The 19,751-nt window shown below is 50.4% G+C and carries 15 protein-coding genes, 1 tRNA gene, 2 rRNA genes and 1 other annotated feature; of the genes, 8 read left to right on the top strand and 10 right to left on the bottom strand.

Translation table 11 applies throughout. From position 1 onward, the window contains the following. Positions 1-47: 47 nt before the first annotated feature. The 6 genes from SK36_RS03685 to rluD form a co-directional block, all read right to left on the bottom strand. Positions 48-2,953, bottom strand: a 23S ribosomal RNA gene (locus SK36_RS03685). 217 nt (positions 2,954-3,170) lie between these two features. Further along, positions 3,171-3,246, bottom strand: a tRNA-Glu gene (locus tag SK36_RS03680). Positions 3,247-3,331: 85 nt separating this feature from the next. Continuing rightward, a 16S ribosomal RNA gene (locus tag SK36_RS03675) occupies positions 3,332-4,873 on the bottom strand. The 16S and 23S rRNA genes sit together here with 1 tRNA gene alongside, the layout of an rRNA operon. Positions 4,874-5,322: 449 nt before the next feature. Further along, the gene (clpB, locus tag SK36_RS03670) at positions 5,323-7,896 is read right to left on the bottom strand and encodes an ATP-dependent chaperone ClpB (protein ID WP_045446336.1); all 2,574 of its coding nucleotides are present in this window, start codon (positions 7,894-7,896) and stop codon (positions 5,323-5,325) included. 129 nt (positions 7,897-8,025) lie between these two features. Further along, on the bottom strand, positions 8,026-8,757 hold the full coding sequence (gene yfiH / locus SK36_RS03665; protein ID WP_048220781.1) for a purine nucleoside phosphorylase YfiH: 732 nt from the start codon (positions 8,755-8,757) through the stop codon (positions 8,026-8,028). Beyond that, positions 8,754-9,734, bottom strand: coding sequence for a 23S rRNA pseudouridine(1911/1915/1917) synthase RluD (gene rluD / locus SK36_RS03660; RefSeq protein ID WP_045446340.1), 981 nt, complete (start codon positions 9,732-9,734; stop codon positions 8,754-8,756). Before rluD ends, yfiH begins: the two co-directional genes overlap by 4 nt. A 131-nt stretch (positions 9,735-9,865) precedes the next feature. Between rluD and bamD the strand changes: the two genes are divergently transcribed. From bamD to pheA, 4 genes are all read left to right on the top strand, one after another. Next, a complete protein-coding gene (gene bamD / locus SK36_RS03655; RefSeq protein WP_048220780.1) occupies positions 9,866-10,603 on the top strand; it encodes an outer membrane protein assembly factor BamD in 738 nt (245 codons plus the stop codon). 269 nt (positions 10,604-10,872) lie between these two features. Continuing rightward, positions 10,873-11,211 (top strand): ribosome-associated translation inhibitor RaiA, encoded by a 339-nt coding sequence (gene raiA, locus SK36_RS03650; RefSeq protein ID WP_045446346.1) that lies wholly within the window; start codon positions 10,873-10,875, stop codon positions 11,209-11,211. A 102-nt stretch (positions 11,212-11,313) separates the two neighbouring features. Beyond that, positions 11,314-11,439 (top strand) — a sequence feature (Phe leader region). Beyond that, complete coding sequence (pheL, locus tag SK36_RS24560) at positions 11,315-11,362, top strand: pheA operon leader peptide PheL (protein WP_100250063.1); 48 nt, start codon at positions 11,315-11,317, stop codon at positions 11,360-11,362. Its footprint overlaps the feature before it by 48 nt. 22 nt (positions 11,440-11,461) lie before the next feature. Then, on the top strand, positions 11,462-12,622 hold the full coding sequence (gene pheA / locus SK36_RS03645) for a bifunctional chorismate mutase/prephenate dehydratase (protein ID WP_045446349.1): 1,161 nt from the start codon (positions 11,462-11,464) through the stop codon (positions 12,620-12,622). Positions 12,623-12,722: 100 nt separating this feature from the next. Here pheA and tyrA read toward each other — a convergent pair whose 3' ends face one another. Then, a complete protein-coding gene (tyrA, locus tag SK36_RS03640; protein ID WP_045446352.1) occupies positions 12,723-13,844 on the bottom strand; it encodes a bifunctional chorismate mutase/prephenate dehydrogenase in 1,122 nt (373 codons plus the stop codon). Positions 13,845-13,854: 10 nt separating this feature from the next. Further along, a complete protein-coding gene (gene aroF, locus SK36_RS03635; RefSeq protein WP_045446355.1) occupies positions 13,855-14,925 on the bottom strand; it encodes a 3-deoxy-7-phosphoheptulonate synthase AroF in 1,071 nt (356 codons plus the stop codon). Positions 14,926-15,142: 217 nt separating this feature from the next. Between aroF and SK36_RS03630 the strand changes: the two genes are divergently transcribed. The 4 genes from SK36_RS03630 (at position 15,143) to SK36_RS03615 (ending at position 17,908) form a co-directional block, all read left to right on the top strand. Beyond that, positions 15,143-15,517, top strand: a complete 375-nt coding sequence (locus SK36_RS03630; protein WP_045446358.1) for a DUF2799 domain-containing protein — start codon at positions 15,143-15,145, stop codon at positions 15,515-15,517. A 158-nt stretch (positions 15,518-15,675) separates the two neighbouring features. Then, positions 15,676-16,194, top strand: a complete 519-nt coding sequence (locus SK36_RS03625) for a regulatory sequestration protein YfiR (RefSeq protein WP_048220779.1) — start codon at positions 15,676-15,678, stop codon at positions 16,192-16,194. Then, positions 16,187-17,413: a diguanylate cyclase DgcN/YfiN gene (dgcN, locus tag SK36_RS03620; RefSeq protein WP_045446363.1), complete on the top strand. Its 1,227-nt coding sequence runs from the start codon at positions 16,187-16,189 to the stop codon at positions 17,411-17,413. Before SK36_RS03625 ends, dgcN begins: the two co-directional genes overlap by 8 nt. A 12-nt stretch (positions 17,414-17,425) precedes the next feature. Further along, positions 17,426-17,908 carry an OmpA family protein gene (locus SK36_RS03615; RefSeq protein WP_045446366.1) on the top strand — a complete coding sequence of 161 codons (483 nt, stop codon included), beginning with the start codon at positions 17,426-17,428 and terminating at the stop codon, positions 17,906-17,908. Between the two features lie 3 nt (positions 17,909-17,911). Here SK36_RS03615 and SK36_RS03610 read toward each other — a convergent pair whose 3' ends face one another. Together SK36_RS03610 and SK36_RS03605 are read right to left on the bottom strand one after the other, a co-directional pair. After that, a complete protein-coding gene (locus SK36_RS03610; RefSeq protein WP_048220778.1) occupies positions 17,912-19,273 on the bottom strand; it encodes a PepSY-associated TM helix domain-containing protein in 1,362 nt (453 codons plus the stop codon). A gap of 63 nt (positions 19,274-19,336) precedes the next feature. After that, on the bottom strand, positions 19,337-19,747 hold the full coding sequence (locus SK36_RS03605; RefSeq protein WP_404842369.1) for a DUF2946 domain-containing protein: 411 nt from the start codon (positions 19,745-19,747) through the stop codon (positions 19,337-19,339). Positions 19,748-19,751 lie beyond the last annotated feature (4 nt).

The raw sequence follows: 19,751 nt of genomic DNA, 5'->3' as shown, positions 1-19,751 counted from the left end.
TATCAAGCTGAAATTTCGTCTCTTCGCCAAAACAGCTTCGGCGTTGTAAGGTTAAGCCTCACGGTTCATTAGTATCGGTTAGCTCAATGTATCGCTACACTTACACACCCGACCTATCAACGTCGTCGTCTTCAACGTTCCTTCAGGAGACTTAAAGTCTCAGGGAGAACTCATCTCGGGGCAAGTTTCGTGCTTAGATGCTTTCAGCACTTATCTCTTCCGCATTTAGCTACCGGGCAATGCCATTGGCATGACAACCCGAACACCAGTGATGCGTCCACTCCGGTCCTCTCGTACTAGGAGCAGCCCCCCTCAATTCTCCAGCGCCCACGGCAGATAGGGACCGAACTGTCTCACGACGTTCTAAACCCAGCTCGCGTACCACTTTAAATGGCGAACAGCCATACCCTTGGGACCTACTTCAGCCCCAGGATGTGATGAGCCGACATCGAGGTGCCAAACACCGCCGTCGATATGAACTCTTGGGCGGTATCAGCCTGTTATCCCCGGAGTACCTTTTATCCGTTGAGCGATGGCCCTTCCATTCAGAACCACCGGATCACTAAGACCTGCTTTCGCACCTGCTCGAGCCGTCACTCTCGCAGTCAAGCTAGCTTATGCCTTTGCACTAACCTCCTGATGTCCGACCAGGATTAGCTAACCTTCGTGCTCCTCCGTTACTCTTTAGGAGGAGACCGCCCCAGTCAAACTACCCACCAGACACTGTCCGCAACCCGGATTACGGGTCTACGTTAGAACACCAGCCATTAAAGGGTGGTATTTCAAGGTTGGCTCCATGCAGACTGGCGTCCACACTTCAAAGCCTCCCACCTATCCTACACATCAAGGACCAGTGTTCAGTGTCAAGCTATAGTAAAGGTTCACGGGGTCTTTCCGTCTTGCCGCGGGTACACTGCATCTTCACAGCGAGTTCAATTTCACTGAGTCTCGGGTGGAGACAGCCTGGCCATCATTACGCCATTCGTGCAGGTCGGAACTTACCCGACAAGGAATTTCGCTACCTTAGGACCGTTATAGTTACGGCCGCCGTTTACCGGGGCTTCGATCAAGAGCTTCTCCTTACGGATAACCCCATCAATTAACCTTCCGGCACCGGGCAGGCGTCACACCGTATACGTCCACTTTCGTGTTTGCACAGTGCTGTGTTTTTAATAAACAGTTGCAGCCAGCTGGTATCTTCGACTGATTTCAGCTCCATGAGTAAATCACTTCACCTACATATCAGCGTGCCTTCTCCCGAAGTTACGGCACCATTTTGCCTAGTTCCTTCACCCGAGTTCTCTCAAGCGCCTTGGTATTCTCTACCTGACCACCTGTGTCGGTTTGGGGTACGATTTCGTGTTACCTGATGCTTAGAGGCTTTTCCTGGAAGCAGGGCATTTGTTACTTCAGCACCGTAGTGCCTCGTCATCACACCTCAGCGTTAAAAGGTACCGGATTTACCTGGAACCTCCGCCTACATGCTTAAACCGGGACAACCGTCGCCCGGCTAACATAGCCTTCTCCGTCCCCCCTTCGCAGTAACACCAAGTACAGGAATATTAACCTGTTTCCCATCGACTACGCCTTTCGGCCTCGCCTTAGGGGTCGACTCACCCTGCCCCGATTAACGTTGGACAGGAACCCTTGGTCTTCCGGCGTGCGGGTTTTTCACCCGCATTATCGTTACTTATGTCAGCATTCGCACTTCTGATACCTCCAGCACCCCTCACAGGACACCTTCAACGGCTTACAGAACGCTCCCCTACCCAACAACACATAGTGTCGCTGCCGCAGCTTCGGTGCATGGTTTAGCCCCGTTACATCTTCCGCGCAGGCCGACTCGACCAGTGAGCTATTACGCTTTCTTTAAATGATGGCTGCTTCTAAGCCAACATCCTGGCTGTCTGTGCCTTCCCACATCGTTTCCCACTTAACCATGACTTTGGGACCTTAGCTGGCGGTCTGGGTTGTTTCCCTCTTCACGACGGACGTTAGCACCCGCCGTGTGTCTCCCGTGATAACATTCTTCGGTATTCGCAGTTTGCATCGGGTTGGTAAGTCGGGATGACCCCCTAGCCGAAACAGTGCTCTACCCCCGAAGATGAGTTCACGAGGCGCTACCTAAATAGCTTTCGGGGAGAACCAGCTATCTCCCGGTTTGATTGGCCTTTCACCCCCAGCCACAAGTCATCCGCTAATTTTTCAACATTAGTCGGTTCGGTCCTCCAGTTAGTGTTACCCAACCTTCAACCTGCCCATGGCTAGATCACCGGGTTTCGGGTCTATACCCTGCAACTTAACGCCCAGTTAAGACTCGGTTTCCCTTCGGCTCCCCTATTCGGTTAACCTTGCTACAGAATATAAGTCGCTGACCCATTATACAAAAGGTACGCAGTCACCCCATAAAGAGGCTCCCACTGCTTGTACGTACACGGTTTCAGGTTCTTTTTCACTCCCCTCGCCGGGGTTCTTTTCGCCTTTCCCTCACGGTACTGGTTCACTATCGGTCAGTCAGGAGTATTTAGCCTTGGAGGATGGTCCCCCCATATTCAGACAGGATACCACGTGTCCCGCCCTACTCTTCGAGTTCACAACACGTGTGATTTTGTGTACGGGACTATCACCCTGTACCGTCGGACTTTCCAGACCGTTCCACTACCACACATGCTGATTCAGACTCTGGGCTGCTCCCCGTTCGCTCGCCGCTACTGGGGGAATCTCGGTTGATTTCTTTTCCTCGGGGTACTTAGATGTTTCAGTTCCCCCGGTTCGCTTCATTACGCTATGTATTCACGTAATGATAGTGTGACGAATCACACTGGGTTTCCCCATTCGGAAATCGCCGGTTATAACGGTTCATATCACCTTACCGACGCTTATCGCAGATTAGCACGTCCTTCATCGCCTCTGACTGCCAGGGCATCCACCGTGTACGCTTAGTCGCTTAACCTCACAACCCGAAGATGTTTCGTAAAACACCATCGTGTTGCGAAAATTTGAGAGACTCGAACACACCATTTATCTGTTCTTATTACGGAGAACAGACACAGTGTGTCGTTTCAATTTTCAGCTTGATCCAGATTTTTAAAGAGCAAATATCTCAAACGTCACCCGAAGATGAGTTTTGAGATATAACGGCCGGTGACTTTCACTCACGAACCAGCAAGTGGCGTCCCCTAGGGGATTCGAACCCCTGTTACCGCCGTGAAAGGGCGGTGTCCTGGGCCTCTAGACGAAGGGGACGTGTAAGTCTCAATCGCAAGACGCCTTGCTATTTACTTTTCATCAGACAATCTGTGTGGACACTACAAAGAAAGGTTCTTTAAGGTAAGGAGGTGATCCAACCGCAGGTTCCCCTACGGTTACCTTGTTACGACTTCACCCCAGTCATGAATCACAAAGTGGTAAGCGCCCTCCCGAAGGTTAAGCTACCTACTTCTTTTGCAACCCACTCCCATGGTGTGACGGGCGGTGTGTACAAGGCCCGGGAACGTATTCACCGTGGCATTCTGATCCACGATTACTAGCGATTCCGACTTCATGGAGTCGAGTTGCAGACTCCAATCCGGACTACGACATACTTTATGAGGTCCGCTTGCTCTCGCGAGGTCGCTTCTCTTTGTATATGCCATTGTAGCACGTGTGTAGCCCTACTCGTAAGGGCCATGATGACTTGACGTCATCCCCACCTTCCTCCAGTTTATCACTGGCAGTCTCCTTTGAGTTCCCGGCCGGACCGCTGGCAACAAAGGATAAGGGTTGCGCTCGTTGCGGGACTTAACCCAACATTTCACAACACGAGCTGACGACAGCCATGCAGCACCTGTCTCAGAGTTCCCGAAGGCACCAAAGCATCTCTGCTAAGTTCTCTGGATGTCAAGAGTAGGTAAGGTTCTTCGCGTTGCATCGAATTAAACCACATGCTCCACCGCTTGTGCGGGCCCCCGTCAATTCATTTGAGTTTTAACCTTGCGGCCGTACTCCCCAGGCGGTCGACTTAACGCGTTAGCTCCGGAAGCCACGCCTCAAGGGCACAACCTCCAAGTCGACATCGTTTACGGCGTGGACTACCAGGGTATCTAATCCTGTTTGCTCCCCACGCTTTCGCACCTGAGCGTCAGTCTTTGTCCAGGGGGCCGCCTTCGCCACCGGTATTCCTCCAGATCTCTACGCATTTCACCGCTACACCTGGAATTCTACCCCCCTCTACAAGACTCTAGCCTGCCAGTTTCGGATGCAGTTCCCAGGTTGAGCCCGGGGATTTCACATCCGACTTGACAGACCGCCTGCGTGCGCTTTACGCCCAGTAATTCCGATTAACGCTTGCACCCTCCGTATTACCGCGGCTGCTGGCACGGAGTTAGCCGGTGCTTCTTCTGCGAGTAACGTCAATCACTAAGGTTATTAACCTTAATGCCTTCCTCCTCGCTGAAAGTACTTTACAACCCGAAGGCCTTCTTCATACACGCGGCATGGCTGCATCAGGCTTGCGCCCATTGTGCAATATTCCCCACTGCTGCCTCCCGTAGGAGTCTGGACCGTGTCTCAGTTCCAGTGTGGCTGGTCATCCTCTCAGACCAGCTAGGGATCGTCGCCTAGGTGAGCCGTTACCCCACCTACTAGCTAATCCCATCTGGGCACATCCGATGGCAAGAGGCCCGAAGGTCCCCCTCTTTGGTCTTGCGACGTTATGCGGTATTAGCTACCGTTTCCAGTAGTTATCCCCCTCCATCGGGCAGTTTCCCAGACATTACTCACCCGTCCGCCACTCGTCACCCAAGGAGCAAGCTCCTCTGTGCTACCGTTCGACTTGCATGTGTTAGGCCTGCCGCCAGCGTTCAATCTGAGCCATGATCAAACTCTTCAATTTAAGTTTGATGCTCGTGAATTAAACTTCGTAATGAATTACGTGTTCACTCAGAGACTTGGTATTCATTTTTCGTCTTGCGACGTTAAGAATCCGTATCATTGAGTGCCCACACAGATTGTCTGATAAATTGTTAAAGAGCAGTTGCGACGCGCTTTAGCGCTCTGTCGCGAGGTCCCGTATAATACGTTTTCCTCATTCAGAGTCAAGCATTTATTTTTGCTTTTCTCCGCGAAGTTCTCAGTGGAACCCCGCTGACCCGGCGGCCTGTAGCCCGTTGTTCCGTGTCAGTGGAGGCGCATTATAGGGAGTTATTTCAGGCTGACAAGTTAAAAATATAAAAAACCTATCAATCGATTACTTTTCAATCAATATATGTGATACAAACCCATTAGAGCCTTCTTTTTAAACAAAAACGGGTCCTGACGGACCCGTTTTTGATGTTTTGCGGCTTACTGCACTGCCACAATACGATCGTCATTCACTTCCAGGCGAATCGTTTTGCCCGGCATCAGCTCACCAGACAGGATTTGCTGTGCCAGCGGGTTTTCGATCTGCTGCTGAATAGCACGTTTCAATGGACGCGCCCCGTAAACAGGATCGTAGCCATTCGCACTCAGCAGTTTAAGCGCCTCATCAGAAATGTGGATTTCATAGCCACGTTCTTCCAGACGTTTGTACAGACGCTGCAACTGAATCTGGGCAATAGATGCAATGTGTTGTTCCCCAAGAGGATGGAATACAACAACTTCATCTATACGGTTGATGAATTCCGGACGGAAGTTTTGGCTCACAACTCCCAGCACCAGATCTTTCATATGGCCGTAATCGAGTTCACCGAAACGTTCCTGAATCAAGTCTGAACCGAGGTTAGAGGTCATAATCACTACCGTATTACGGAAGTCAACCGTTCTCCCCTGCCCGTCAGTCAGGCGGCCGTCATCAAGTACCTGCAGCAGAATATTGAACACATCCGGATGCGCTTTTTCAACTTCATCCAGCAAAATGACCGAATAAGGACGACGACGCACTGCTTCCGTCAGGTATCCACCTTCTTCATAACCGACATATCCCGGAGGCGCCCCTACCAGACGAGACACGGAGTGTTTCTCCATAAACTCGGACATATCGATACGTACCATTGCGTCATCGCTGTCGAACATAAAGTTGGCCAGCGCTTTGCACAGTTCAGTTTTACCCACACCGGTTGGTCCAAGGAACAGGAACGAACCAATCGGGCGATTAGGATCGGACAGCCCAGCACGGCTACGGCGAATAGCGTTAGAAACAGCTTCGACCGCCTCATTCTGCCCAATGACGCGACTATGCAGTTCCTGCTCCATCCGCAGCAGTTTTTCACGTTCACCTTCCAGCATTCTGGCGACCGGGATCCCCGTCCAGCGCGCCAGCACTTCAGCAATTTCCGCATCAGTCACTTTATTACGCAACAGACGCATCGTTTTGCCTTCGGACTGGGTGGCTGCTTCCAGCTGTTTTTCCAGCTCAGGAATTTTACCGTATTGTAATTCGGACATCCGCGCCAGGTCGCCAACACGACGAGCCTGTTCAATCGCGATTTTCGCCTGCTCCAGTTCAGCCTTGATGGTTTGCGTTCCGGAGAGTGACGCTTTTTCCGCTTTCCATTCTTCCTCTAACTCAGAATACTGACGTTCTTTCTCGTCCAGCTCTTCGTTGAGCATATCAAGGCGTTTCTTGCTCGCCTCATCAGACTCTTTCATCAACGCCTGCTGCTCCAGTTTCAACTGGATAATTCGGCGGTCGAGTCGGTCCAGTTCTTCCGGCTTGGAGTCAATCTGCATACGAATGCTGGACGCGGCTTCATCGATCAGATCGATGGCTTTATCCGGTAACTGACGGTCAGCGATATAGCGATGGGACAGCGTCGCTGCAGCAACAATTGCCGGGTCAGTTATCTGCACGTGGTGGTGCAGTTCATAACGTTCTTTCAAACCACGCAGAATGGCAATGGTGTCTTCTACTGAAGGCTCAGCGACAAACACTTTCTGGAAACGACGCTCCAGCGCAGCATCTTTTTCGATATACTGACGATATTCATCGAGCGTCGTGGCACCCACGCAGTGAAGTTCCCCACGCGCCAGCGCTGGTTTCAGCATGTTCCCGGCATCCATTGCGCCATCCGCTTTACCTGCACCTACCATAGTATGCAATTCATCGATAAACAGAATGACGTTGCCTTCCTGTTTCGAAAGATCGTTCAGAACACCTTTCAGACGTTCTTCAAACTCACCACGATATTTCGCCCCAGCCACCAGCGCGCCCATATCCAGCGCCAGTACGCGACGGCCTTTTAAACCTTCTGGCACCTCACCATTAATGATTCGCTGAGCAAGGCCTTCAACGATTGCCGTCTTACCGACACCAGGCTCACCAATTAATACCGGGTTGTTTTTAGTACGACGTTGCAGTACCTGAATGGTACGACGAATTTCTTCATCACGCCCAATAACCGGATCGAGCTTGCCCTGTTCGGCACGTTCGGTCAGATCAACAGTATATTTTTTCAAGGCTTGACGTTGGTCTTCAGCCCCCTGGTCGTTCACGCTTTCACCTCCACGCATCTGTTCAATTGCCTGAGTGATATTGGCGGTCGTCGCCCCCGCTGATTTTAATAAATCTGTCAGCGTACCGCGCGACTCAAGCGCCGCCAGAACGAACAGTTCTGACGAAATAAAGTTGTCCCCACGCTTTTGCGCCAGCTTGTCGCAAAGATTCAGTACACGCACCAGTTCTTGAGAAGGCTGCACATCACCGCCGGTACCTTCTACCTGCGGTAAACGGCTCAACGCCTGATCAATAGCTGTACGTAACTGGCCGGCATTAATGCCAGCAGACGTTAATAAAGGACGTACCGATCCCCCTTCCTGATTCAGCAAGGCGCTCATTAGATGAAGTGGTTCGATGAATTGGTTGTCGTGCCCCAATGCGAGTGACTGGGCATCGGCAAGAGCAAGCTGGAATTTATTAGTAAGACGATCCAGACGCATAACTCCTCCCATAACAGGTCAAAATTGCTACTGGAGATTAAATGAGGTCATCCCTCAATTATTCAAGGTGAATGACCTGAATTATGTGAAAAGAAAATTACGCGTACCGGATCGTCTTGATTCTTTAGGTTATATCAGCCAAATAAAACTTGCCATACGACCCGTGGTATTGTCGCGACGATAAGAGAAGAAAGTCTCACTTTCGCTGAAGGTGCAATGGTCGCCTCCGTAGAGGTTCTCAACCCCGACATTTGCCAGACGCTGGCGCGCTAGTTGATAGATATCTGCCAGATACTTTTCACCGCGAGCCTGAAATGCGCTTTCCGCTTGCGGATCTATTGCCATAAACGCTTCGCGGACTTCTGGTCCCACCTCAAAAGCGTTCGGGCCAATCGCCGGCCCTAACCAGGCAATAATGTTTTCAGGTTTATCAGTAAAACACGACACCGTCTCTTCCAGGACACCCGCACATAGCCCGCGCCAGCCCGCATGGGCCGCCGCGACTTCCGTTCCTGCTCGGTTACAGAACAGCACTGGCAAACAGTCCGCCGTCATCACCGCACATACGGTGCCTGGCGTATTGCTCCAGGAGGCATCTGCACGCTTTGAAGAGTAAGGCCCGCCGCTAAGCTTGAGGACATCTTTACCATGAACCTGTTCTAGCCAGACGGGTTTCGAAGGCAGATTGCCCGCAGCAAACAGCCAATTGCGGTTCTCTTCAACATGCTCCGGGTTATCGCCGCAATGGGCCCCCAGATTCAGCGAATCATAAGGCGGCATACTGACACCGCCAATACGTGTAGAACTACAGGCTGCGACGCCTTGCGGCAGCGGCCACTGCGGGACAATTAGCTTACTCATAACCAGGCAACATCATCCTTATGTTCTTCGAAATCGGCACGCATCACCGCGATCAGATCAACCATATCTTGTGGAATCGGCGCGTGCCATTCCATTTCGATACCAGAGATCGGGTGATACAGGCGCAGCATGGTGGCATGCAGTGCCTGACGATCAAATTTACGCAGCGTAGAAATGAATTCGTCCGATGCGCCTTTCGGTGGGCGTGGACGACCACCGTAAACCTGATCGCCCACCAACGGATGGGTGATATGCGCCATGTGCACGCGGATCTGGTGCGTACGTCCGGTTTCCAGACGCAGCCGCAGACGCGTGTGCACACGGAAGTGCTCCATAATACGATAGTGAGTCACCGCCGGTTTACCCATTGGATGGACTGACATATGCGTACGTTTGGTTGGATGACGACTGATCGGTTCTTCAACCGTACCACCCGCAGTCATATGACCGATTGCCACAGCCTCATATTCACGCGTGATTTCACGCAGCTGCAACGACTCTACCAGACGCGTTTGTGCCGGAACGGTTTTTGCCACCACCATTAATCCGGTCGTGTCTTTATCCAGGCGGTGCACAATACCGGCCCGCGGAACATCCGCTATTGGCGGGTAGTAATGCAGTAACGCATTCAGTACCGTACCATCCGGATTACCGGCGCCCGGATGTACCACGAGGTCACGTGGTTTGTTGATGACAAGAATGTCATCATCTTCATAAACGATATCCAACGGGATATCCTGAGCTTCAAAACGGACTTCTTCATCAATTTCAGCATTGATGGAGACTCGTTCTCCACCTAACACTTTTTCTTTCGGTTTATCGCAAAGATGACCATTTACCAGCACGCGCTGATCGAGGATCCATTCTTTTATGCGTGAACGCGAATAATCAGGGAACAATTCGGCCAAAGCCTGATCTAAGCGTTGACCGAGCTGATTTTCGGAGACTGTTGCGGTGAGTTCTACTCGTTGTGCCATAAACTGCTTCTTCGTTTAACGTTGGGTTTTACGGCTTTGCCGTTTAATATAGTGTGCTATTGTAGCTGGTCTTAACCGGGAGCAGGAACAGAGAATCTCCCGTAAAACATTTTGAGGAAAGTCAAAACGTCATGACGCGCATGAAATATCTGGTGGCAGCAGCCACGTTGAGCCTGTTTTTGGCGGGTTGCTCTGGTTCAAAGGAAGAGGTGCCCGATAATCCGCCAAATGAAATCTACGCGACTGCTCAGCAAAAGCTGCAGGACGGTAACTGGAAACAGGCAATAACGCAATTGGAAGCGTTGGATAACCGTTATCCATTTGGACCGTATTCTCAGCAGGTGCAATTAGATCTCATCTACGCCTACTACAAAAACGCCGATCTGCCACTTGCTCAGGCTGCTATCGATCGTTTTATCCGCCTGAACCCGACACATCCTAACATTGATTACGTCATGTACATGCGTGGCCTGACCAATATGGCGTTGGATGATAGCGCACTGCAAGGATTCTTTGGTGTCGATCGCAGCGATCGCGATCCTCAGCATGCCCGAGCTGCGTTTAATGACTTTTCCAAACTGGTACGCGGTTATCCGAATAGCCAGTACACGACGGATGCCACCAAACGACTGGTCTTCCTGAAAGATCGCCTGGCGAAGTATGAGTACTCCGTTGCTGAATACTACACTGCACGTGGCGCATGGGTTGCAGTTGTGAACCGAGTGGAAGGAATGCTGCGCGATTTCCCGGATACACAGGCAACACGTGGTGCTCTACCGTTGATGGAAAACGCCTATCGCCAGATGCAGATGAATGCACAGGCCGAAAAAGTGGCGAAAATTATTGCCGCCAACAGCAGCAACACCTGATTTATCTGTAAATGCAAAACGGCAGCCTTTGGGCTGCCGTTTTTTTATCCGTTGACGCTGTAACTGAAGCGGTTTAGCTGCAACGCATCCAGTCAAATATGGCCTGCTTTCAGGTATTCCTCAAGTAATAAATCACCTGTTCCTGCGGTGCCTCACAAAAAGGTTTTCTTGACAAAAAGCGACAAAAAAATGTGATTTAAATCACACATTTTGACATTAGGAACGGTATGCTGGAATCACCAAGACGGGAAAGACAAGAGGTAAAATTTATGACAATGAACATTACCAGTAAACAAATGGAAATTACTCCGGCAATTCGCCAGCATGTCGCAGACCGTCTCGCCAAATTAGATAAATGGCAAACTCATCTGATTAATCCACATATCGTCCTGTCCAAGGAGCCACAGGGTTTCATTGCTGATGCCACCATCAATACACCGAACGGACATCTGGTCGCCAGCGCAAAACACGAAGATATGTACACCGCAATTAACGATTTGATCAACAAGCTGGAACGGCAGCTCAATAAAGTGCAGCACAAAGGCGAAGCCCGTCGTGCAACAACTTCAGTAAAAGACGCCAACTTCGTCGAAGCAGAAGAAGAGTAGTCCCTTACATTGAGTGTATCGCCAACGCGCCTTCGGGCGCGTTTTTTGTTGACAGGGTGAAAACAGTACAGGTACTTTACTGTCGTAGCCAAAGGAAAATTACATGAAACTTGTCCCGTTCTTCTTCGCATTCTTTTTTACCTTCCCCTGAATGGGAGGCGTTTCGTCGTGTGATAAAGAATGCGAAGACGAACAATAAGGCCTCCCACAACGGGGGGCCTTTTTTATTGATAACAAGAAAGGCAACACTATGACATCGGAAAACCCGTTACTGGCGCTGCGAGAGAAGATAAGCACGCTGGATGAAAAATTACTGGCTTTGCTGGCTGAGCGACGTGGACTGGCCGTAGAAGTCGGCAAAGCTAAGCTGCTTTCTCATCGTCCGGTACGCGATATTGACCGCGAACGTGATCTGTTAGACCGGTTGATTCAGCTTGGTAAAACACATCACCTCGACGCACACTACATCACCCGACTATTCCAGCTCATCATCGAAGACTCCGTACTCACCCAACAGGCGCTCCTTCAGCAGCATCTGAACAAGATCAACCCACACTCAGCACGGGTCGCTTTTCTGGGGCCAAAAGGCTCTTATTCTCACCTTGCAGCACGTCAGTATGCTGCACGCCACTTTGAGCAGTTTATTGAGAGCGGCTGCGCAAAATTTGCCGATATTTTCAACCAGGTAGAAACCGGGCAAGCCGACTACGCTGTGGTACCGATTGAAAACACCAGTTCCGGTGCGATCAACGATGTCTACGACCTCCTGCAACATACCAGCCTTTCTATCGTGGGGGAGATGACGATAACTATCGACCACTGTGTGCTGGTTTCCGGTACTGCGGATCTAAATAGCATTGAAACCGTGTACAGCCACCCGCAACCGTTCCAGCAGTGCAGCAAGTTTCTCAACCGATATCCACACTGGAAGATCGAGTATACAGAAAGCACCTCTGCAGCAATGGAAAAGGTCGCGCAGGCCAACTCACCACACGTAGCGGCTCTTGGAAGCGAGGCCGGTGGCGTACTGCATGGTCTGCAGGTCCTCGCACATATTGAAGCCAATCAGTCGCAAAATATTACCCGTTTTGTCGTGCTGGCACGCAAGGCAATAAATGTTTCCGACCAGGTTCCGGCGAAAACCACGCTGCTAATGGCGACGGGTCAGCAGGCTGGTGCGCTGGTTGAAGCGCTCCTGGTGCTGCGTAACCATAATCTGATAATGACTAAACTGGAATCACGCCCGATTCACGGCAATCCGTGGGAAGAGATGTTTTATCTCGATATACAGGCCAATCTGGAATCACCAGAGATGCAAAAAGCATTGAAGGAGCTGGGGGAAATTACCCGTTCGATGAAAGTACTTGGCTGTTATCCAAGTGAGAATGTAGTGCCAGTCAATCCGAGCTAAAGTGTGACAATGCCGGATAGCGCTACGCTAATCCGGCCTACGATTCATACGATTTTGTAGGCCGGATAAGACGCGTAAGCGTTGCCATCCGGCATTTTACTTACTGGCGACTGTCGTTAGCCTGGCGCAACAGAGTACGGCTTTCACTCTGAAAACGTTTAGCATAATCACCAAACCAGTGTTCAACCTTACGGAAGCTGTCGATAAAGGCCTGCTTGTCCCCCTGTTCCAGTAAACCAATCGCTTCGCCAAAACGTTTGTAATAACGTTTGATCAGCGCGAGGTTACTCTCTGAAGACATAATAATATCGGCATACAACTGCGGATCCTGGGCAAACAGCCGTCCTACCATCGCCAGTTCAAGGCGGTAGATCGGTGAAGAGAGCGCCAGCAACTGCTCCAGTTGCACATTCTCCTCTGCTAAATGCAAGCCGTAAGCAAACGTCGCAAAATGACGCAACGCCTGGATAAAGGCCATATTCTGGTCATGCTCAACGGCGCTAATCCGATGTAGCCGCGCGCCCCAGACCTGAATCTGTTCCAGGAACCACTGATAAGCTTCCGGCTGACGTCCGTCACACCACACAACCACCTGCTTTGCCAGGCTGCCGCTGTCCGGGCCAAACATCGGATGTAAACCCACTACGGGACCATCGTGCGCCGCCAGCATCGCCTGCAGCGGGCCATTTTTCACCGAGGCCAGATCGACCAGGATACAGTCAGCAGGCAAGCGCGGTAATTTCGCAATAACCTGCTCCGTGACGTGAATTGGCACACTGACAATCACCATTCCGGCGTCAGCCACAATTTCCTGCGCACGATCCCAGTCCTGCTGTTCGAGAATACGCACCTGATAACCCGACAGGGTGAGCATTTTTTCAAACAGCCGCCCCATCTGACCGCCGCCACCGACGATCACCACCGGACGCAGAGAAGGACAAAGCGTTTTAAAGCCTTTGTCATTCTCGCTGGAGTAAGACTCGCGCATTACCCGACGTAAAACATCTTCAATAAGATCTGGAGGGACTCCGAGCGCTTCTGCCTCCGCACGGCGCGAAGCCAGCATAGATGCCTCGCGCTCAGGTACGTAGATCGGTAGCCCAAAGCGGCTTTTAACTTCGCCGACTTCAGCAACCAGTTCCAGACGGCGCGCAAGTAAATCCAGCAGCGCCTTATCCACTTCATCAATTTGATCGCGCAACGCGGTCAATTCAGCAACCATAACTAACCTCTTAAACCAGGCGCGTCGCCAGATGGCCGTTCAAGTCTTTGCTAATTTCACGCAACAACGCGTCCGTCATTTCCCAGCTAATGCAGGCGTCAGTTACAGAGACGCCGTATTTCATTTCACTGCGCGGTTGCTCGGAGGACTGGTTGCCTTCGTGAATATTACTTTCAATCATCAGGCCGATGATTGAACGGTTGCCATCTTTAATTTGAGCAACCACAGACTCAGCCACGGCTGGCTGACGACGGTAATCTTTATTGGAGTTACCATGACTGCAATCTACCATCAGTGAAGGCCGCAGTCCCGCCTGCTCCATCTCTTTTTCGCACTGTGCTACGTCTGCCGGACTGTAATTCGGCGCTTTACCGCCACGCAGGATCACATGGCCATCCGGGTTACCCTGGGTTTGCAGCAATGCAACCTGCCCTGCCTGGTTAATGCCAACAAAGCGGTGCGACTGCGCAGCTGCGCGCATGGCATTGATTGCTGTCGCCAGGCTGCCGTCAGTTCCGTTTTTAAAGCCTACCGGCATGGACAAACCCGAAGCCATTTCACGGTGAGTCTGCGATTCAGTCGTACGCGCACCAATAGCTGACCAGCTAAACAGATCGCCCAGGTATTGCGGACTGTTTGGATCTAATGCTTCCGTTGCCAGCGGCAGCCCCATATTAACCAGCTCAAGCAGCAGTTGACGCGCAATCTTCAGGCCTGCTTCTACATCAAAAGAGCCATCCATATGAGGATCATTAATCAACCCTTTCCAGCCGACGGTGGTACGGGGTTTTTCAAAATAAACGCGCATCACCAAATAGAGGCTATCGCTGACCTCTGCGGCAAGGGTCTTAAATCGACGAGCATATTCAAGAGCAGTTTCAGGGTCGTGAATTGAGCAAGGACCACATACCACCAACAGACGCGGATCGCGACCCGCTATAATGTCAGAAATGGTTTTGCGCGATTGAGCAATTTGCTCCTCTTGCGCCAGGCTCAACGGGAATTCCGTTTTGAGTTGTTCCGGGGTCATCAGAACCTGTTCGTCGGTGATATGTACGTTGTTCAGCGCGTCTTTTTGCATGGTGGTGATCCTGTTTAGCTCGTTTGCGATAGTGTCCTCTGCGAGGAGGAGATAACGATAACATAACAGGTAAAGATTTCAATCCACAATCCGTAAATTTTAATTTACACCACTACATTTTAACGCAAAAAACTGGCCTATATATGTACATTTAAATTTACATCCTTCATATTTCAGATCCACTATGCTTTTTTAATAAACCCAGGGAGTACAGGCAATGAAGCAACTCATCAGCACCCTATTTGTATTATTTCTTAGCGGCTGCCAGATAGATCCTTATACCCACGCCCCCACATGGACCAGTACCGACTGGTACGATGCGGGGATACAAGACTCTATTTCGGGTAATGTCATTAAAGATAATGAAATACTTGCCGACAACTACAATGATCCAGAGGTCGATCGTCCACAATATCTTAAGGGTTATGCCGAGGGACAAAGAAAAATCTGTCAGCCAGACTTTGTCTATGCACGAGGATTGAGCGGAAAAACCTTCCCCCCAGCTTGCGATACTGTCGAGAATGTCAGCCAATTACACAGTGCCTGGCAAAAAGGAGCAAACGAGGGAGCTGCCTCAACAAGATTAAATTAAACAAAGACTTACAATTCACTAATCACTGAGGTTTAGCTTAGGTCGTCAATATTAGCCCTCCAGATATAATGACGCCCTGAAAAAAATAATGTTATTTTGCTACAAACAATCGCCAATTTATTTCGACGTATACAGCTGACGCTAGTAGGTAACATCTCATGAGCTTTTCTTATCGACTCATACTTCTACTGGCACTGCTCATGACCGGGTTACCGCTGTTTGCCCAAAGCATGACTGAAGAAGCAAAATCTGTACGTTCAATGGTTGCCGGCATCGTCAGTTACACTCGCTGGCCAGCACTTTCAGGTCCACCAAAACTGTGTATTTTCTCTTCATCACGTTTTTCCAGCGTATTGCAAGATACCAGTTCTGCGGCGTTGCCTTATCTTCCCGTCATTGTTCATACGGACCAGGAAGTTTTAGTTGCACAGTGTGATGGTTTTTATTTTGGTAAAGAATCGCCTACATACCAGGTGGAATTAAAGAATAAATATCCATCTAAGGCATTGTTATTAATTGCTGAAGAGAATACTGAATGCGTTATTGGTAGCGCCTTCTGCCTCATAATTAATGATAAAGACGTAAGATTTTCCGTAAATATGGATGCCCTGTCGCGCAGCGGTGTAAGGGTTAGTCCAGACGTATTGATGCTGGCACGGAATAATAAGCATGGATAAGGGTATTTCTCCCATAAAACGCCCGACGTTTAAACGGACATTACGGCGTATCAGCATAATCAGCGTTCTGGTAACAATGACGCTGATCTGGCTGCTGCTTAGCATTTCTTCCGTGTTAGCTTTAAAGCAATATGCGCAAAAAAATCTGGATTTGACCGCCGCGACTATGACTCACTCGCTTGAAGCCGCGTTAGTCTTTTCTGATGGCTTTGCCGCAACAGAAACACTGGCTGCACTGGGGAAACAAGGGCAATTTTCTGTTGCCGAAGTACGCAACCAGGATCAAAAAGTGATCGCCACCTGGCGCTATGATGCACAGGATACAACAGACAAAATCAGCGGACTGATAAGCCACTGGCTTTTCCCACAACCGGTTACTCAGCCCATTATGCACAATGGCAACGTTATCGGTGAAGTATGCGTGGTTGCGCGCGATAGCGTGATCAGCCATTTTATTTATTTGTCATTAGCCGTTCTTACCGGATGCATTTTATTGGCATCGGGTATTGCATTAATGCTCACTCGCTATTTACACAACGGTGTTGTGGAGGCTCTGCAGAATATTACTGAAGTGGTGCATGATGTTCGTACTAACCGTAACTTCTCGCGACGAGTTTCAGAAGAACGTATTGAAGAGTTTCATCTTTTTGCTCAAGACTTTAATAGTCTGCTGGATGAGATGGAAGAATGGCAGCTACGGCTCCAGGCCAAGAATGCACAACTATTGCGTACCGCACTGCATGACCCTCTTACCGGTCTTGCTAATCGGGCCGCATTTCGTAACAGCATTAACGCCCTGATGAACGACAAAGACGCTCACGGTAGTTCGGCGTTGTTATTCCTCGATGGTGATAACTTTAAATTTATTAATGACACCTGGGGGCATGCTGCAGGCGATCGGGTTCTGATTGAAGTCGCCAAAAGACTGGCCGAATTTGGTGGCAATCGCCATCAACCGTACCGTCTGGGAGGGGATGAATTTGCCATGGTGTTGTACAGCGTTCATTCAGAACACGAAGTTGAGCACATTTGTACCGCACTGTCGCAAGAGTTTAACCGACCTTTTGACCTTGATAATGGTCATCTGGCAAGCATGACGCTAAGCATCGGTTTTGCGCTGACGTGGGAACATGCCTCTGCTGAAAAATTACAAGAACTGGCCGATCACAATATGTATCAGGCGAAACATTTGCGTTCTCAACGCATAATTAAAAAATAAGGAATTACACACATGCTGAAACGTCTATTATCCCCGTTTATTTTGATAATGCTGATTCTGGCAGGCTGTCAGGCTCCTCAGGGTAAATTTACACCTGAACAAATTGCAGCCATGAAATCATACGGGTTTACTGAAGCTTCGGGAGACTGGTCTCTGGGTCTGTCCGATACCATCCTGTTTGATAAAAACGACTATAAACTCCGCCCTGAAAGTGAAAAACAGATCCAGGAAATGGCATCCAAACTGGCTGCTACCGGCTTGAACCACGCTCGTCTGGATGGTCATACCGACAACTATGGTGAAGACAGCTACAATGAGGCTCTGTCACTCAAGCGTGCTAACGTAGTTGCAGATGCCTGGGCTCAGGGTGCTAACATCCCCAGAACTAATCTGACGACGCAGGGACTGGGTAAAAAATACCCGATCGCCAGTAACCAGACGTCAAAAGGTCGTGCCGAAAACCGCCGTGTTGCGGTGGTTATCAGCACACCTTAATCATCACTCGGCTGACTGCGCCAGAACAGTATGCGAAGCACTGAACCAGCGCAGCCAGTCAATTGCTATAAAAAACAAAAGACTAATACCTGCAACTGGCATCAAGGCCCCCAGAACAATCGCCACCGCCAGCACAGCAAATCGCCCTTTCCCATTGAGCATCAGCCAGCACTGAACCAGCGTCTGTGCCGGGTTAACCGCTGAACGAGCGGGTCGACGAATCCACCACAGTCGATAGCCAATCACAATCATCAGGCAAAGCCCTGCACCAAAGATAATCAACAGCCATTGATTCAATTGACCAAACAGGATCCCCATATGGAAATCAACGCCCCAACGCGTCAGTTTCGCGATTAACGGGAAATCAGCAAATCGCGTCCGGTCGATTACCTGCATCGTTGTCGCATCAATAGAAACCGCATCGACCTGAGTAGGCCAACGGCGGTCAATCTCAGTGACGGTCCAACCATGCTGTGTATCTTTTGCCGGGCGGATCTCCAGCTTTTTAGCCTTTATCCCCGCCGCCTGCGCCACACGTAAAACGACATCAAACTGGTTACCGTCAATGACACTCATTGCGGGCATCACCATTTCAGCGTGATGCCCGGCATGGTCATGGTGAGATTCTATGGCACCATGGAGTTGAGTATTGACCTGCGGCGTCAGCCAGCCAAAAGCCGCGCGCATTTTATCCACATTCCCCCCAGCCCATTGTGACCAGGTCAACCCTGTAGCGGAGAACAACAACATTCCCCCCAACAGAAACCACCCCAGCACTACGTGTAAGCGACGGCTGTTTTGCACACGATTATTCAGCCTGCGTTTTGGTCGCGTAAAAAACCAAAGCGCGATGCCGCCCTGGGCCGCTATCCACATCCAGGATGCCGCCAGTTCACTATACAGACGCCCTGTATCGCCCAGCAGCAAAGAACGGTGAGCATAGTCGATCCATTGTCGCAGAGGTAAGATCCCACTGGTGCCATATACGGTCATATCCCCATTTACCGACAGCGTAACCGGGTCGATAAAAATCGCCCGGTTTTCTGAGGGAGCCAGTGTCGGATCAGCAAACATGACCTGGGTTGTTGTCCCTGACTCCAGAGCAGGCCGTACCGCATGCACACGCAACTGATTGCCGGTTATCTGCTGCGCTTTTGCAACTTGAGCCGCCAGCGATTGCAGCTCCCCTGGTCCTGTTCCCTGAAGCGCTCGTGAGTAAATCGCCTCTTCCAGCTGAGGCGTGGCGACATAGAGTGTACCGGTAAGCGCCGCTACAAAGATAAATGGTCCGACGAACAGACCGATATAGAAATGAAGGCGTCGCAGCAGGGCTACCCATGCCGCACGCGGGGTGCAGGTTGTCATACTTTTCCTTAGAAAAAGCAAAAGAGTGTCGTAGCGCTTATGCGTACAAACGTATTGTTAGAATCAGGAAAAAGCAGGCCTGCGCGGCGGCGCACGGGTATCGGGATAAAGCCAGGGGAAAAAGTGCCAGAATGTCGCTGTAGGATGCAACGGCATTTTTTTCTGAATAAGTAACACACCACACAGCAGGATCACCAGCGCCAGTATCAGCCCGGGGACATGAGCCAACAGGACACAATAGCCGCACGCTTCTCCGTGATCGACAGGCATCGTCATCGGTGCTGCACTCGAATGAGTTTCAGCGTGCTCCGCCATCATGCTCATGTCATGGTGCATACCCGGCATAGTGCTCATGGGATCTTGTTGCAAAGAGACAGAAATCAGCGGCGCAACGACGATCAACAGGATCGCAAACAACGCAAACCATGCCGCGTATCGTTGATTAATTGACTGAGAAGTTACACCAATAGCCACTGTT

This window comes from Citrobacter sp. MGH106 (genome assembly GCF_001037495.1).
GTDB classification, from domain to species: domain Bacteria; phylum Pseudomonadota; class Gammaproteobacteria; order Enterobacterales; family Enterobacteriaceae; genus Citrobacter; species Citrobacter murliniae.
Note: the sequence above shows the minus strand (reverse complement) of the source record. Positions and strands in the feature narration are given on the sequence as shown.

Bases quoted from the DNA above. Each gene is read 5' to 3' on its own strand.
- clpB (WP_045446336.1), bottom strand. From the start codon at position 7,896: ATGCGTCTGGATCGTCTTACTAATAAATTCCAGCTTGCTCTTGCCGAT.
- yfiH (WP_048220781.1), bottom strand. From the start codon at position 8,757: ATGAGTAAGCTAATTGTCCCGCAGTGGCCGCTGCCGCAAGGCGTCGCA.
- rluD (WP_045446340.1), bottom strand. From the start codon at position 9,734: ATGGCACAACGAGTAGAACTCACCGCAACAGTCTCCGAAAATCAGCTC.
- bamD (WP_048220780.1), top strand. From the start codon at position 9,866: ATGACGCGCATGAAATATCTGGTGGCAGCAGCCACGTTGAGCCTGTTT.
- raiA (WP_045446346.1), top strand. From the start codon at position 10,873: ATGACAATGAACATTACCAGTAAACAAATGGAAATTACTCCGGCAATT.
- pheA (WP_045446349.1), top strand. From the start codon at position 11,462: ATGACATCGGAAAACCCGTTACTGGCGCTGCGAGAGAAGATAAGCACG.
- tyrA (WP_045446352.1), bottom strand. From the start codon at position 13,844: ATGGTTGCTGAATTGACCGCGTTGCGCGATCAAATTGATGAAGTGGAT.
- aroF (WP_045446355.1), bottom strand. From the start codon at position 14,925: ATGCAAAAAGACGCGCTGAACAACGTACATATCACCGACGAACAGGTT.
- SK36_RS03630 (WP_045446358.1), top strand. From the start codon at position 15,143: ATGAAGCAACTCATCAGCACCCTATTTGTATTATTTCTTAGCGGCTGC.
- SK36_RS03625 (WP_048220779.1), top strand. From the start codon at position 15,676: ATGAGCTTTTCTTATCGACTCATACTTCTACTGGCACTGCTCATGACC.
- dgcN (WP_045446363.1), top strand. From the start codon at position 16,187: ATGGATAAGGGTATTTCTCCCATAAAACGCCCGACGTTTAAACGGACA.
- SK36_RS03615 (WP_045446366.1), top strand. From the start codon at position 17,426: ATGCTGAAACGTCTATTATCCCCGTTTATTTTGATAATGCTGATTCTG.
- SK36_RS03610 (WP_048220778.1), bottom strand. From the start codon at position 19,273: ATGACAACCTGCACCCCGCGTGCGGCATGGGTAGCCCTGCTGCGACGC.